Annotated in this window: 15 protein-coding genes; 9 read left to right on the top strand and 6 right to left on the bottom strand. The window is 71.5% G+C overall.

What is annotated here, in order from left to right; translation table 11 throughout:
- The first annotated feature begins 48 nt into the window (after nucleotides 1-48).
- The 8 genes from OHB44_RS12545 (at nucleotide 49) to OHB44_RS12510 (ending at nucleotide 8,235) form a co-directional block, all read left to right on the top strand.
- On the top strand, nucleotides 49-645 hold the full coding sequence (locus OHB44_RS12545; RefSeq protein WP_330440845.1) for a hypothetical protein: 597 nt from the start codon (nucleotides 49-51) through the stop codon (nucleotides 643-645).
- A 130-nt stretch (nucleotides 646-775) separates the two neighbouring features.
- Nucleotides 776-1,117: a PadR family transcriptional regulator gene (locus OHB44_RS12540; protein ID WP_091401756.1), complete on the top strand. Its 342-nt coding sequence runs from the start codon at nucleotides 776-778 to the stop codon at nucleotides 1,115-1,117.
- Nucleotides 1,114-2,064 (top strand): permease prefix domain 1-containing protein, encoded by a 951-nt coding sequence (locus OHB44_RS12535; protein WP_238682971.1) that lies wholly within the window; start codon nucleotides 1,114-1,116, stop codon nucleotides 2,062-2,064. The genes OHB44_RS12540 and OHB44_RS12535 overlap by 4 nt, the downstream gene beginning before the upstream one ends.
- Nucleotides 2,065-2,180: 116 nt before the next feature.
- The gene (locus OHB44_RS12530) at nucleotides 2,181-3,518 is read left to right on the top strand and encodes a sensor histidine kinase (RefSeq protein WP_238683030.1); all 1,338 of its coding nucleotides are present in this window, start codon (nucleotides 2,181-2,183) and stop codon (nucleotides 3,516-3,518) included.
- The gene (locus OHB44_RS12525) at nucleotides 3,515-4,231 is read left to right on the top strand and encodes a response regulator (protein WP_238682970.1); all 717 of its coding nucleotides are present in this window, start codon (nucleotides 3,515-3,517) and stop codon (nucleotides 4,229-4,231) included. The genes OHB44_RS12530 and OHB44_RS12525 overlap by 4 nt, the downstream gene beginning before the upstream one ends.
- Nucleotides 4,232-4,311: 80 nt before the next feature.
- The gene (locus OHB44_RS12520) at nucleotides 4,312-5,205 is read left to right on the top strand and encodes an ABC transporter ATP-binding protein (RefSeq protein ID WP_112583369.1); all 894 of its coding nucleotides are present in this window, start codon (nucleotides 4,312-4,314) and stop codon (nucleotides 5,203-5,205) included.
- Nucleotides 5,202-6,263, top strand: a complete 1,062-nt coding sequence (locus OHB44_RS12515) for an ABC transporter permease (RefSeq protein WP_238682969.1) — start codon at nucleotides 5,202-5,204, stop codon at nucleotides 6,261-6,263. The genes OHB44_RS12520 and OHB44_RS12515 overlap by 4 nt, the downstream gene beginning before the upstream one ends.
- 178 nt (nucleotides 6,264-6,441) lie before the next feature.
- Nucleotides 6,442-8,235, top strand: coding sequence for a carbohydrate binding domain-containing protein (locus OHB44_RS12510; RefSeq protein WP_238682968.1), 1,794 nt, complete (start codon nucleotides 6,442-6,444; stop codon nucleotides 8,233-8,235).
- A gap of 71 nt (nucleotides 8,236-8,306) precedes the next feature.
- Here the strand turns inward: OHB44_RS12510 and OHB44_RS12505 are convergent, their stop codons facing one another.
- Nucleotides 8,307-9,335 carry a helix-turn-helix domain-containing protein gene (locus tag OHB44_RS12505; RefSeq protein WP_238682967.1) on the bottom strand — a complete coding sequence of 343 codons (1,029 nt, stop codon included), beginning with the start codon at nucleotides 9,333-9,335 and terminating at the stop codon, nucleotides 8,307-8,309.
- Between the two features lie 253 nt (nucleotides 9,336-9,588).
- On the opposite strand from OHB44_RS12505, the gene OHB44_RS12500 reads away from it, so the two are divergent.
- The gene (locus OHB44_RS12500; protein ID WP_238682966.1) at nucleotides 9,589-10,566 is read left to right on the top strand and encodes a helix-turn-helix domain-containing protein; all 978 of its coding nucleotides are present in this window, start codon (nucleotides 9,589-9,591) and stop codon (nucleotides 10,564-10,566) included.
- Between the two features lie 12 nt (nucleotides 10,567-10,578).
- On the opposite strand, the gene OHB44_RS12495 is transcribed toward OHB44_RS12500, so the two are convergent.
- The 5 genes from OHB44_RS12495 to OHB44_RS12475 form a co-directional block, all read right to left on the bottom strand.
- The gene (locus OHB44_RS12495; RefSeq protein WP_266303040.1) at nucleotides 10,579-11,193 is read right to left on the bottom strand and encodes a DUF402 domain-containing protein; all 615 of its coding nucleotides are present in this window, start codon (nucleotides 11,191-11,193) and stop codon (nucleotides 10,579-10,581) included.
- 122 nt (nucleotides 11,194-11,315) lie between these two features.
- A complete protein-coding gene (locus tag OHB44_RS12490) occupies nucleotides 11,316-12,068 on the bottom strand; it encodes a YebC/PmpR family DNA-binding transcriptional regulator (RefSeq protein WP_238682964.1) in 753 nt (250 codons plus the stop codon).
- Between the two features lie 283 nt (nucleotides 12,069-12,351).
- Nucleotides 12,352-12,957: a pyridoxal 5'-phosphate synthase glutaminase subunit PdxT gene (gene pdxT / locus OHB44_RS12485; protein WP_238682963.1), complete on the bottom strand. Its 606-nt coding sequence runs from the start codon at nucleotides 12,955-12,957 to the stop codon at nucleotides 12,352-12,354.
- A 76-nt stretch (nucleotides 12,958-13,033) separates the two neighbouring features.
- Entirely contained in the window at nucleotides 13,034-13,951 is a 918-nt protein-coding gene (pdxS, locus tag OHB44_RS12480; RefSeq protein WP_266303041.1) for a pyridoxal 5'-phosphate synthase lyase subunit PdxS, read from the bottom strand.
- A gap of 148 nt (nucleotides 13,952-14,099) precedes the next feature.
- Nucleotides 14,100-14,603 (bottom strand): hypothetical protein, encoded by a 504-nt coding sequence (locus tag OHB44_RS12475; RefSeq protein WP_238682962.1) that lies wholly within the window; start codon nucleotides 14,601-14,603, stop codon nucleotides 14,100-14,102.
- Nucleotides 14,604-14,631 lie beyond the last annotated feature (28 nt).

The following is a 14,631-nucleotide window of genomic DNA, read 5'->3' as shown; positions in this document are numbered from 1 at the left end:
CGGCGCGGTGACTAAGAGGGCAGGAGACCCATCACCGAAGGAGCCACCATGAACCGTCCCGCGATCCTCCTCACCACAGCTGCGTTGGCGCTCGGCACCCTCGTCCCGGCGTCCGTCGCCGGCCCGGCGGCGGCAGCACCGCTGGCCGGCGGCGCCGCGCCCGCCTCGGCCCGCGGTCCGCTCGCCGCCGCCGGGCACACCCACCCGCAGGTGCTCGGCGTTCGTGGCGTCGGCGTGTACCGCATCGGCGCCAGCCTGGCGTCGCTCACCACCAATGGGCACCTCGGCTGGACCGTGCCGACCTGCGGCGGAGTGGTGCACGCCGGCGCGACCGGTTCCTGGGCGGGCGTGATCCTGCTGGCCTTCCGCGACGGGCGACTGGTGGAGGTCGGTACGGCCACCGCGCCACCGCGCTCTCCCGCCGGCGCCACTGTCGGCATGTCCTTCGACGAACTGGAGGCGATCTACGGCCGGCGGGGGTCGCTGATCCGCAACGACGCGGGGGACGCCGAGGCGTACCTGGTCCGGGTCGGTTCGCGGGTGGAGCTGTTCACCGGGCATCCGATCCGGCCGGGGGTCGGCTACTTCCAGGTCGGCCCGGCCAGCTTCGTCGAGCGGAACTTCCGCCACGGCGCGGCCTGCTGACTTTTCCCAGGTGCGGGGCGTCCGGTATCGACCGGGCGCCCCGTACGTCGTGTCGGTCCGGACGGAGGTTAGGCGGACACGATGATGTCGGCGTAGACAACACTGTGTGCCACACAGTATGGTGTGACACATGGTTAGCGAGGACGTTCTACGGACGCACCTACAGGAGTTGCGTCGAGGCACCGTCGTGGTGGCCAGCCTGGTCGCGCTACGCCGACCGGACTACGGCTACGCACTGCTGCAACGGCTCAGCGACCACGGCTTCCCGGTCGACGCCAACACCCTCTACCCGCTGCTGCGCCGCCTGGAGGACCAGGGGTTGCTGACCAGCGAGTGGAACACCGAAGAGAGCCGACCGCGCAAGTTCTACCGGACCAGCGACGAGGGCGAGTCGATGCTGAACCGGCTCCTCGACGACCTCGCCGCCGTGCAGACCTCCATCACCGGGCTGATCCAAGGAGTGGACCGATGAACACCCTGACCGACCGCTACCTCGCCGCCACCCTGCGATCGGTGCCCACCCAGCGCCGCGACGAGATCGCCAACGAGCTGCGGGCCTCCATCGACGACATGATCGAGGGCCGGACCGATGGAGGACAGGACGCGACCACCGCCGAGCGGGAGGTGCTCACCGAGCTGGGCAACCCGGACGTCCTGGCCGCCCGGTACGCCGACCGCCGGCTGCAGCTCATCGGCCCTACCTACTACCTGCTCTGGCTGCGACTGCTGAAGCTGCTGCTCAGCTTCATCCCGGCGCTGGTCGGCACCGTCGTCACAGTGGTCGAGGCGGCCGAAGGAAAGGGCTTCGGGGCGATCGGGCCGGGCATCGTCGCGGCGATGCAGGTGGCCGTGCAGATCACCTTCTGGCTCACAGTGACCTTCGCCATCATCGAGCGCACCCAGACGGCCGTGGACGTGCCGGAGTGGACGGTCGACCAACTGCCCGACGCGCCGGTGCGACGAGGCATCCCCCTCGCCGACACCATCGCATCGGTGATCATGCTGGTGCTGACCATCGCGTACCTGCCGTTCCAGCACTACCACTCCTGGGTGCGTGGCACCGACGGCGAGAACATCCCGATCCTCGACCCGGCGCTCTGGTCGTTCTGGCTCCCGGCGCTGATCGTGGTGCTGGCGCTCAGCGTGATCTTCGAAGTCGTCAAGTACCGGATCGACCGCTGGACCTGGGCCCTGTTCGGCATGAAGGCGCTGCTCAACCTGGCCTTCTCGGTGCCGCTGGCGTGGCTGGCGCTCTCCGACCGACTGCTCAACCCGGCCCTGGGCGAGCGCCTGAGCTGGGTGGCGGAGGCAGGCAACCGGAACTCCCTCGGCCTGGCCATCGCGGTGGGCGCCGCCGCGATCGCGGTCTGGGACCTGGTCGACACCGCTCGGAAGGCCCGCCGGCAGACGACCGCATGAGCGACACCAGAGGAGGCGGCCCGGCGCGTACCCCGCGCCGGGCCGCCGCCCGTCGGCGTGGCCGTGGCGGCGTGCCCGGTCGACGGGCCTGGTGGGCGGCGTGGCATCGTTCCGGGATGACAGTGGCACCGCGACCGGAATGGCGTCGTCCGGGTCCAACGGCAGAGCAGCGCCGAAACGACCTCTGGATCGGCCTGGGCATGACCGGGCTGGCACTGGTCAGTTTGACCCTGGCCCGCAGCACCGGCGCGTTCCTGCTGGGCCCACCGCCGTCCGGGCCGGAGCAGCTGTTCTGGACCGTCGCGGTGACCCTCCCGTTGATCTGGCGACGACGCTGGCCGACCGCGACAGTGCTCATCGTCGCGGTGGCGTTCATTGCCGCGCAGGCCCGCTCGGCCCCGGAGAGCCAGTTCTCCTCCTGGGCCCTGTTCTGCGCCCTCTACACCGTCGGCGCGTGGGGGCAGGACCGCCAACTGTCCCGCCGGCTGCGGATCGGCGTGATCGCCACGATGTTCGCCTGGCTGGGGATCTACTACGCGGTGATGATCGACCACATTCCGGCGGACACCTTCGCCGACGCGGTCGGGCCGGTGCCACCGGTGCTCGCCGCGATGGTCAACGGTGTGCTGCTCAACGTGCTGGTCTTCGGTTTCGCGTACTTCTTCGGTGAGACCGCGTGGGTGGCCGCGCGCCGTGAGCACGAGCTGCGCGCCCAGGCCGAGGACCTGCGCCGGTCGCAGGCCGAGGCCCGGGAACGGGCGGTGCTCGGCGAACGCGTCCGGATCGCCCGCGAGCTGCACGACGTGGTCGCCCACCACGTGTCGGTGATGGGCGTGCAGGCATCCGCCTGCCGCCGGGTGTTCGACCGCGACCCGGGCAAGGCCCGCACCGCGCTGACCGCCATCGAGCAGAGCGCCCGTACCGCCGTCGACGAGCTGCGTCGGATGCTCGGCGTGCTGCGGACCTCCGCCGGCACCGACGCCGCGCCGCCGACGGCCGGCGGCGTCGAACGGATCGACGAGCTGGTCGAGCGGGCACGGGCCGCCGGGCTGACGGCCACCCTCGGGGTGTACGGCGACCCCGTCGCGTTGCCCGAATCGGTCTCCCAGACTGCCTACCGGGTGACGCAGGAGGCGGTGACCAACACCCTGAAGCACGCCGAGGCGGCCCTGCTCGACGTGCGGGTCCGGTACCTGGCCCGGGAGGTGGAGGTCGACGTGACCGACGACGGGCGGGGCGGCGGCCGGACCGACACCGTCGGGTTGGGCCTGATCGGCATGCGCGAACGGGTCACCGCCCACGACGGCGACCTGGAGGCCGGGCCGCGGGCCGGCGGCGGCTGGCGGGTACGCGCCCGCTTCCCCCTGGGGGCGTCGGCGGACCTGCCGGTGGGCCCACAGCGGGAGCCGAGCGACAGGCAGCAGGCGGCGGCCGGCGCGGAGCCGTCGGCATGAGCGCGGCAGCCCAACAGACGCCCGATGCCGGGCCGACGGTGCGGGTGCTGCTCGCCGACGACCAGCACCTCGTCCGTACCGGCTTCCGGGTCATCCTGGAGGTGGAGGACGACATCGAGGTGGTCGGTGAGGCCGCCGACGGCGAACGGGCCGTCACCATGACCCGAGCCACCCGCCCCGACGTCGTACTCATGGATGTGGAAATGCCCGGGATGGACGGCCTGGAGGCCACCCGGCAGATCGTCGCCGACGGCCCCGGGGCGCCCGCGGTGCTGATCCTCACCACATTCGACCGCGACGACTACCTGTTCGCCGCGCTGCGGGCCGGGGCCAGCGGCTTCCTGCTCAAGAACGGCACGCCGGAGGAGCTCATCGAGGCGATCCGGGTGCTGGCCAGGGGCGATGGTCTGCTCGCCCCGGAGATCACCCGTCGGGTGATCTCCACCTTCGCCCGACCCGGCGACCCGGCGGGCACCGCCCACCGGGGCCCGGACGCCGATGCCGCGCTGGCCGAGCTGACCCCGCGCGAACGGGAGGTGCTGATGCTGCTCGCCGCCGGGTCGAGCAACGCGGAGATCGCCTCGGCCATCCACCTGGGCGAGGCGACGGTGAAGACGCACGTGAGTCGGGTACTGGCCAAGCTGGGCCTGCGCGACCGGGTGCAGGCCGTGGTGTTCGCGTACGAGAACGGGGTGGTCCGCCCCGGCGGGTGACGGCGTCCACCGCGAGGTGGACCCGCCCGCTCACCCGTCGGGCGGACGGCGTGGCGGCGTCATCGATCTAGCGTGGGTGCGTGACCAGAACGCTTCGCCTCGACGGCGTCGACCGCAGCTTCGGCGACCGTCAGGTGCTCAGGAACGTGTCCTTCGAGGTGTCCGCCGGCCGGATGACCGGTTTCGTGGGCGCCAACGGCGCCGGCAAGACCACCACCATGCGGATCATCCTGGGTGTGCTCGCCCCCGACGCGGGTGAGGTGAGCTGGGGCGGCACCACGCTGACCCGGCAGGACCGCCGGCGCTTCGGCTACATGCCGGAGGAGCGGGGCCTCTACCCCAAGATGACCACCCGTGAGCAGGTGGCCTACCTGGGCCGGCTGCACGGGCTGGACGCCGCCGCGGCACGACGTTCCACCGACGCGCTGCTGGACCGGGTCGGGCTCGGCGAGCGCGGCGACGACCTGCTGGAGACGCTGTCGCTGGGCAACCAGCAGCGCGCCCAGATCGCCGCCGCGCTGGTGCACGACCCCGAGGTGCTGGTGCTCGACGAGCCGTTCTCCGGCCTCGACCCGCTGGCAGTGGAGACCGTCGTGGCCGTGCTGCGGGAACGGGCCTCGGCCGGCGCGCCGGTGCTCTTCTCCAGTCATCAGCTCGACGTCGTCGAGCGCCTCTGCGACGACCTGGTCATCATCGGGGACGGGGTGATCCGGGCCGCCGGCAGCCGGCAGCAGCTGCGCGACTCGTACACGGTGCCCCGCTTCGAGTTGGTCGTGGAGCACGACGCCGGCTGGGTACGCGACCACCCCGGCGTGACACTGGTCGAGTTGGACGGCGCGCGGGTGGTCTTCGACCTGCCGGCCGGCACCGACGAACAGCCAGTGCTGCGGGCGGCCCTCGCGCGCGGCCCGGTCCGCGCCTTCCGCCCGGTCAGCCCCTCGCTCACCGAGATCTTCCGAGAGGTCACCCAGTGAACGTCACCCAGGCCACCCGGCTGGTCGCCGAACGCGAGATCCGGGTCAAGTTGCGCGACCGCACCTTCCTGTTCGGCACGCTGTTCTTCCTGTTGATCGCCGCGGCCGGCACCATCCTGCCGCCGCTGTTCTCCGGCGGGCCGTCCACGGTGGCGGTGACCGAGAGCTTGGCCGCGCCGCTGCGCGCCGCCGGGCTGGACGTCCGGGTCGTCCCCGACGACCGGGCCGCCGAGCAGGCCGTCCGCGACGACGACGTGGACGCCGCGGTGGTCACCGGACCGGCCGTCCTGGCCATGGACGACGCCCCGGACGACGTGGTGAAGGCCCTGAGCACCCAGCCGACGGTCCGTCTGCTCGACCCGGACGCGGTCGACCCGGTGGTGGCGTTCCTGGTGCCGTTCGTCTTCGCGTTCGTCTTCTTCATCACCTCGCAGACGTTCGGTGTGCAGATCGCGCAGAGCGTCATCGAGGAGAAGCAGACCCGGATCGTGGAGATCCTGGTCGCCGCCGTGCCGGTCCGGGCCCTGCTGGCCGGGAAGGTGGTGGCCGGGGCCATCCTGGCGTTCGCGCAGATCGCCCTGATCGCGGTGGTGGCGGTGATCGGGTTGCAGATCGGCGACAGCGGAAGTCTGCTCAGCCTGCTCGCCCCGGCGATCGGCTGGTTCGTGCCGTTCTTCCTGATCGGTTTCGTGCTGCTCGCCGCCATGTGGGCCGCGGCCGGCGCGCTGGCCAACCGGCAGGAGGACATCGCCGCCGTCTCGACGCCGGTGCAGCTCGCCGTCATGCTGCCGTTCTTCGCGGTGATCTTCCTGAACGACAACGCCACGGCGATGCGGGTGCTGTCGTACCTGCCGTTCTCGTCGCCCACTGCCATGCCGCTGCGGCTCTTCACCGGCGACGCGGCCGGTTGGGAGCCGATCGTCTCACTGGTCCTCCTGGTGCTCGCCGCCGGCGCGTTCCTCCTCGCCGGGGCCCGGGTGTACGAGGGGTCGCTCCTGCGCACCAACGGTCGGACCTCGCTGCGTACCGCCTGGCGGGAGCGGGAGACGATCGGCTGAGCCAGCCCTCGGCCCCGCGCGGGCGTCGGTGTCCTGATCGGACGCCGGCGCCCGCTGCCGTACGGCACCGTTCCGAGCGCTGTTCGGTGGCCGTGAACAGCGCGAACACTCCTACGTTGAGCCGATCCTCACGGCAACGACCTGGTCGTCGCCGGTTTCCGGACCGGAAAGGCTCTCGATGTCCCCACCGATCAACGCACGGCACCTGCGCCGTCTGCTCAGCGTCGTGCTCGCGGTCGCCCTCGCCAGCACCCTCACCGCCCTCGTCCGCCCCGCGCCGGCCACCGCGGCCCCGGGTGACCTCATCCTCAACGGCACGTTCGACAACGGCAGCACGCAACCCTGGTGGACCCGGCTCGCCTCGACCAGCACCACTGTCAACGCCGGGCAACTGCGCGTCCGCACCAGCGCCACGGTGGGCAAGCCCGTCTGGGAGGACCTGGTCGGTCACTTCGAGTTCGGGGTGACGGCCGCGCAGTCGTACCGGTTGCAGTTCGACGCCGCGGCCGACGTCAGCCGTTCCCTGCGCGTCTCGGTCTCCCGGGCGGACACGCCCTTCACCTCCGCCGTCGACCAGAGCGTCCCGCTGACGTCCTCGATGGGCCGGTTCACCTTCGACTTCGTGTCCCCGTTCGGCGACCCGAAGGCGGTGCTGCTGTTCCACTTCGGCGGGCAGACCGCCTCGACGGTCCGGTTGGACAACATCTCGCTCACCCCGCTGGCCGTGAACCCGGCCGCCGACCCGATCCTGTACTGGAACGGTGTCCTGCTGTCCACCTACAAGGCACTGGACCTGCCACCCACCTCCTCGTCCCGCGAGGCCGCCATCCTGCACGCGGCGATGCACGACGCCGCCGTCTCGGTCACCGGGGTCGGCAACCCCTACCGGGTACGAGTGCCGGTCAGCTACCCGGGCACCATGGACAACGTCGTGGCGCCGTCCCTGCACGCGGCCATCGACCGGGCGGCGTACGACGTGCTGACCGCCCTGTACACCCGGCACGGTCGTTCCTTCACCGATGCCCTCAACGGTGCCGTCGAGCGCCGGCCGTCCGGCGTGAACGACGCCGAGGAGGCGCGCGGTGACACCGTCGGCGCGGCGGCGGCGGCCGCCAACCTCCAGGCCCGCGCCAACGACGGCTCCGGCAACGACACCGCGTACCCGGTGCAGGAGAACGTGCCCGGCGCGTGGCGGCCGACCAACGGCAAGGCGGCGGTCAGCCCGAACTGGGGACTGGTGACCCCGTTCGCGCTCACCTCGGGCCAGCAGTTCCGGCCCGGCCTACCGGCCGGCGCCACCGGGTACGCCGACCTGCTCGGCAAGCAGGAGTACCGCGCCCAGGTGCAGGAGATCCGCGACTACGGCGGTCAGGGGTCGGTGCTGCGGACCCCGGAGCAGACGCAGATCGCGTTCTTCTGGGCCAACGACCTGGGGGGCACGTACAAGCCACCGGGTCAACTCTTCTCACACACCCGGATCGTGTCGGAGCAGCGTCAGCTCGGCATCCTGGCCAACGCCCGGCTCTTCGGGCTGGTCGCCCTCGCCCTCGCCGACGCCGCCATCGCCGCCTGGGACGCCAAATACCAGACGCCCATCGACCTGTGGCGGCCGGTGACGGCGATCGAGGCGACGGAGGGCAAGGGTTGGCAGCCGCTGTCGAAGACCCGCGAGGGCGTGCCGTACACGCCGGCGTTCCCGGCCTACATCTCCGGGCACGCCACCTTCGCGGGGGCCTGGTCCGCGGTGATGAAGAGGTACTTCGGCACCGATGCGATCGCCTTCGACGCCACCACTGACGATCCGCACGCCATGGGTGTGGTCCGGCACATGACCGGCTTCGACGACGCCGCCGAGGAGAACGCGCTGAGCCGGATCTACCTCGGCGTGCACTATCGGTTCGACGCGGACGCCGGGCTCGCCACCGGCCGTTCCGTGGGCGCGTACGTCTTCGCCAACCGACTGCGACAGTGAGTCGTCAGTCGGGATAACGGGGGGCTCCCCGTCCGGTTCGCGGACCGGGCGGGGAGCGTCACGCGTGACCGCTACGCGGCACAGTTCCAGTGGCTGAAGTCGCCGGTACGAGACCACACCTCCCGTGCCGTCCTGATGTTCCAGGCCGCGTCCAGCGCCGTCTGGCGGTCGACGCCGAACCGGGACACCTCCATGTCGCTGAACTGGAACAACCCCCAGCGCCGCGATCCGTCCTCGACGACCTCCACCCGGTACGGGTCCAGCCCGGACAGGCAGCGCGCCACCTGCACCGCCCCGGCCGGGTCCTCCGGGAACGTCCGCCGCAGATGTTTGCCGATCCGGTCCTCCGACCAGCTGGCGGGCACCTTGCGATCGCCCGCCAACTCGTCGAGCAACCGCTCGTCAGCGGTGCCGCTGACCGGCAGGCTGCCAAACGCCTGGGCCACCATCACCCGGCTGGTGGTGTCCGGGCCGAACCAGCCGTCGACCGGGATGGTGAGTCCGTCGGCCACCAGGTGCTCCTGGAGGCTCAGCACGCAGGGGCCGTACATGCCCTGGCGCAGCACCTCCGGGCATCCGACGGTCGGCGAGCTGCCCACCGTGGGAGGGACGAGGGGTCGCAGCGCCCCGGTCGCCCCGACCGTCAGGACGCCGAACACCGCCAGCAGCGCCAGCCGAAGCCAGCGACGGGCCGGCCACGGCGCTTGGGGTCGCGGCGGAACCGAGCCGACGCTCGGCCGGATGTCCGCAGCGACGGTAGTGGACGCGCCGGCAGGGGTCGGTGCCGCGTCAGTGTCCCCTCGACCCTGCTCGCCGAGGCGGGCCTCGAGGTCCCGCCGTGTCTCCAGCCACCTGCCGATCTCGACCGTCGGGGTGCCGCAGGCGGCCAGCAGCGCGACGACCGTGCGTTCCCGAGGCAGCGTCGTCCGGCCCAGCATCGTCGCGAGGGTGCTCGGCGGCAGCCAGTGTCCGGCCGCCGAGGCTCGCCGGGCGAGCTCCCGATAGGTCAGACCGGAACGCCGCCGCACCTCCCTGAGCAACGCCACGTACTCCCCCGCCGTGGCCGCCTGCGGCACCGGATCCCGGACAGCGTCATCCATCGAATCTCCCCGTGTCGTTGGTGTGGTCGAGCCCGATCCCGTGCCGGCGCGAGCCCATCGGCCGTACACCGGTCAGCGGCGCGGCCCTCGAGGAAAGACGCTAGGTAACCCGGTCGGCCAGGACAATGCCCTGGTCGCCGCGCCGGGCTGTCCGGGCAGCTCAGGGCAGCATGTCCGAATGTTGTCCGACCATCTCGGACAGTCGCCGGGAGCCGATTTGCCCTCGCGTGCGCGGTGTCTGGAGAATCGGGCGATGACCACGGGGGAGCTACGCCCGGACGACGCGTCCGACCCGGCCGAATTCGTCGAGATGCTGCGCCAGCTCAAGGACCGGTCGGGGCTCACCTACCGGCAACTGGAGCAGCGTGCCGCGTCGACGGGCGACGTGCTGGCCCGCAGCACCGCGGCGGACATCCTGCGCCGGTCCACACTGCCGCGCCCCGAGGTGGTGGCCGCGTTCGTGCGGGCCTGCGGCGCGGGAGATCAGGTCGAGACGTGGTTACGGGCCCGGCACCGCCTCACAGCTGGTCAGTTGGCCCCGCTGTCGCCGGCGGCGGACCCGCCGCCGGCCGACGCTGTCACGACAGTGGCCCCGGCACACTCTGGCCCGGCCCGCCCACGTTGGTTCGCGCGGCCCGCGCCGCTGGCGCTGCTCGTCGTCGCCGCCGTGCTGGCCACGCTCGGCGTGGGCTTCTGGATCGAGCGACGCGACGACGAGCAAGGAAAGGCCCCCGCATCGGCGGGTGACGGTGCCCGTTTTCCGAGCGCGGGGCTCAGCCAGATCCGCCCCGTCCGCAGCCCGCACCTCTGCCTCACCGAGGGTCGCGACCGCACCGGCAGGTACACCAAGGAGATAGCGGTCCAGCGGCCCTGCTCGGAGGCCACCCCACCGGACACCTCGCTGGAACCGGTGGCCGACGGAATGTTCTTCATCCACTGGGTCCACCCGGTGCTCGGGAAGGGCTGCCTCACCATCCGCGAGGAGGATCCCGGCCGGGACCTGCTCGAACCCTGGAACGAGAAGGATTGCAGCGCGGACAGGCCGAAGCAGGTGTTCCACTTCGAACCGGCCGGGGCGACGCCCGGCGCGTACCGCATCCGGCCCGACCGTAGCGAGTTGTGCGTCGGCCTGCGCGACGACGACAGCGACGTGTCCGACGCGGCGCTGGTCGAGCCGTGCACCGGCGGCTCGGATCAGGTGTTCCTCGTCAACTCGCTGCCCGGGAACTGACGTCGGCGTCGCTCAGCGCGCGGGTGGCACCTGATCCCAGCCGGCGGGCAGTGGGGGCGCCGTCCAGGCGGGGTCGGGCTGCCAGGTGGCCCACGACGGGTCCCACCAGCGCTCACCCCCGTCGAGCAGGGCGGCGATCCGGTCACCCTCGGCCTGGATGGCGTCTCCCATGCCCGGGTAGCGCCCCTCGACGAGGCGCTGGGCGAACATCTCCACGTCCTTCCAGACGTAGCGGTCAGCGTCCGCGGCCCACCACAGGTCCAGTTCGTGGTCCAGGGTGTCCACCCCGATCGGGGTGCGCCGCACCGGGTCCTGGAGGTTGAAGTACCAGCCGGCGAAGTCGCGCCCCGGCCCGGTCCAGAACACGTCGATCGAGTGCGCCTCACCGGGGCGTTGCAGCATCAGCTTGCCGTGCCCGGACCAGGAGCGGTGCCCGGCGGCCTCCCACGGGTGCCGCCCGCACGGGAAGACGCCAGTGTCCGGAAAGCCGAACTCGGCCCCCGAGGGGAGGTAGAGGGCGAGCAGGTCAGGCGAGTCCTCGACGCAGATCGTCGGGCAGCCGAACCAGACCTCACCCCGCAGCACCTCGCGCCGTACCACTGTGTCGCCAACCGCGAACCGTTCCACCACCCCGCACCCCTCCCTCGCCGCGATCTTGCACTTCCTGTTGACGATATGCGCCACGTGACCCGGGCTGTCGGGTCAGAAAGTGCAAGATCGCGGCGGGGTGAGGCGGGGACGGGGTGAAGTCAGGCGTCGACCGCCGCCATCACGTCGTCACTGACGTCGAAGTTGGCGTAGACGTTCTGGACGTCGTCGCAGTCCTCCAGGACGTCGATCAGCTTGAAGATCTTGCGCGCGCCCTCTTCGTCCAGCGGCACGTTGACGCTGGGGATCAGGGAGGACTCGGCCGACTCGTACTCGATGCCGGCGTCCTGCAACGCCGTGCGCACCGGGACCAGGTCGGTCGGCTCGGAGACCACCTCGTACGCCTCGCCGATGTCGTTGACCTCTTCGGCGCCGGCGTCCAGGACGGCCAGCATCACGTCGTCCTCGCTGGTGCCCTCCTTGGGGACGATCACCACGCCCTTGCGGGAGAACATGTACGACACCGAGCCGGCATCGGCGAGCGAGCCGCCGTTGCGGGTCAGCGCGGTCCGAACCTCGGTCGCCGCCCGGTTGCGGTTGTCGGTGAGGCACTCGATGAGCATGGCCACGCCGCTCGGGCCGTACCCCTCATACATGATCGTCTGCCAGTCGGCGCCGCCGGCCTCCAGGCCGGAGCCACGCTTGACGGCGCGATCGATGTTGTCGTTCGGCACCGAACTCTTCTTCGCCTTCTGGATGGCGTCGAAGAGCGTCGGATTGCCGGTGGGGTCGCCGCCGCCGATCCGCGCGGCCACCTCGACGTTCTTGATCAGCTTGGCGAACATCTTGCCGCGCTTGGCGTCGATGACGGCCTTCTTGTGCTTGGTCGTCGCCCACTTTGAGTGGCCGGACATCTTCTACCTCCGTTGCTACCCGCCGTCTGCATCGACCGCACCGCACACGCCCCGCTCCCGCCGGCGCACGCGGAGGTGCCGGTCAGCTCTGGTGGAAGCCGTGGCGGGCAGATGGCCCTGCCGAATCTCCGCAATCCTACCGACGTCCCCCGGGTCCCTGTCATGCACCGCGCACGGCACTACCGCCCGGCCCCGGCGGACCAGGGCAGACGGGACAAAAAACCCGGATCCGGGAAACGACAGCGGCGAGCATCATGGACAGCCCGACGCGGTCGGCCGCCATTCAGCAGGCGGCGCGGACCAGGTCCACGAAGTACGCGTGCACCCGCAGGTCACCGGTGAGCTCCGGGTGGAACGAGGTGGCCACCAGGTTGCCCTGTCGCACCGCAACGATCCGGTCGGCGGCCGGGCCGTCGGACACCACCCCGATGACCTCGACGCCGGCACCGACGCGCTCGACCCACGGCGCGCGGATGAACACCGCGTGGAACGGCTCGCCCGGCACCCCGACGACGGTCACCGGCGCCTCGAACGAGTCGACCTGCCGGCCGAACGCGTTTCGCCGGACGGTCATGTCGATGCCGGCGAAACCGCGCTGATCGGGTCGGCCGTCGAGCACCTCGGTCGCCAACATGATCATCCCGGCGCAGGAGCCGTACACCGGCATGCCGTCGGCGATCCGCTTGTCGATCGGCTCGCGCATCTCGAAGATGTCGGCGAGCTTGCTCATGGTGGTGGACTCGCCGCCAGGGATGACCAGACCGCCGACAGCGGCCAGCTCCGCCGGACGGCGGACCGGGCGAGCGTCCGCGCCAGCCGCGGCCAGCGCCGCCACGTGCTCACGAACGTCGCCCTGGAGCGCGAGCACACCGATCACGGGTGCCGTCATGATCGCACTGTTCCTCTCCGTGTCACGCCGCCGCGGCGGGGCGCGTCGACCGTCCTCGGCCCTGACGGGCCGACAGTCACCAACCGCGCTCGGCCAGGCGGTGCGGCTGCGGGATCTCGTCGACGTTGATGCCGACCATCGCCTCGCCGAGGCCCCGGGAGACCTTGGCCAGCACGTCCGGGTCGTCGTGGAACGTGGTCGCCTTGACGATCGCGGCGGCCCGCTGAGCCGGGTTGCCCGCCTTGAAGATGCCGGAACCGACGAAGACACCCTCCGCGCCGAGCTGCATCATCATCGCCGCGTCGGCCGGCGTGGCGATCCCACCCGCGGTGAACAGCACCACCGGCAGCTTGCCGCTCTCGGCGACCTCCTTGACCAGCTCGTACGGGGCCTGCAACTCCTTGGCCGCGACGTACAGCTCGTCGGCCGGCAGCGAGGACAGCCGGGCGATCTCCTGGCGGATCTTCCGCATGTGGGTGGTGGCGTTGGAGACGTCACCGGTGCCTGCCTCACCCTTGGAACGGATCATGGCCGCCCCCTCAGTGATCCGGCGCAGCGCCTCGCCCAGGTTGGTCGCGCCGCAGACGAAGGGCACCGTGAACGCCCACTTGTCGATGTGGTTCGCGTAGTCGGCCGGGGTCAGCACCTCGGACTCGTCGACGTAGTCCACGCCGAGCGACTGGAGGATCCGCGCCTCCACGAAGTGACCGATGCGGGCCTTGGCCATCACCGGGATGGAGACCGCCTCGATGATCCCGTCGATCATGTCGGGGTCGCTCATCCGGGACACCCCACCCTGCGCGCGGATGTCGGCGGGCACCCGCTCCAGGGCCATCACCGCGACGGCGCCGGCGTCCTCAGCGATCTTGGCCTGCTCGGCGTTGACCACGTCCATGATCACGCCGCCCTTGAGCATCTCGGCCATGCCGCGCTTCACGCGGGCGGTGCCGACGACGGGGGCGGTACCGGTGTTCGAGGCGGTGTTTTCGGGCACGGGTCATCGCTCCTTGAAGGGGCTCCTGGGGGTGGCAGCGGAAATGCTACGCGTGGGTCAACGCCGCACCGACAGCCAATCAGACCCCCGGTGGCCTGCCCTGTGGCGCTGGTCACCGGCTCGCCCGCGCCCATCCGGGAGCAGGAAGTCAGGCGGCGGGGACGTCCGCCGGCACGACGAGGGTCGGGTCGTCGATGTCGAAGTAGCGCGGCCAATCCCGGCCCCGCCCCATCCGCAACAGGCGCACCAGCGGCCGGCTGCGCGCCGAGCGGGCGTCCCGGACCAGATCCGTGTGCACCTGCCGGGACAACGCGAGCCGACGACTCGCGGCGATGACCGCCACGCAGTCCGGGTCGCCCGGGTCCAACTGGACGCCGCGCAACTGGCGGGTGAGGTCGTTCTCGGCCGCCTCCCGCTCGTCCGGGCTGGCGTCCAGGGCGATCCGGGCCGCCGCGTACAGCTCGACGCCGAAACGCCGCTCAGCCAGGACCGCGGCTGCCGCCGCGCGGCGCAGCAGGTGGGCGTCGAGAGCCCGCGCCGCCAGCTCCGCGCGAGCCTGTAGTCGCTCCACCCGGCCGGCGGTCCAGATGAGGTACGCCGCGACCAGCCCCACGACCACGCTCGCGGCCACCACCCACCACATGTGCGGCATCGTAGTGCTGCTCCGTTTCGTCCGATTG

Origin of the sequence: Micromonospora sp. NBC_00821 (assembly GCF_036347035.1) — a bacterium.
In the GTDB taxonomy this organism is placed as follows: Bacteria; Actinomycetota; Actinomycetes; order Mycobacteriales; family Micromonosporaceae; genus Micromonospora; species Micromonospora hortensis.
Note: the sequence above shows the minus strand (reverse complement) of the source record. Positions and strands in the feature narration are given on the sequence as shown.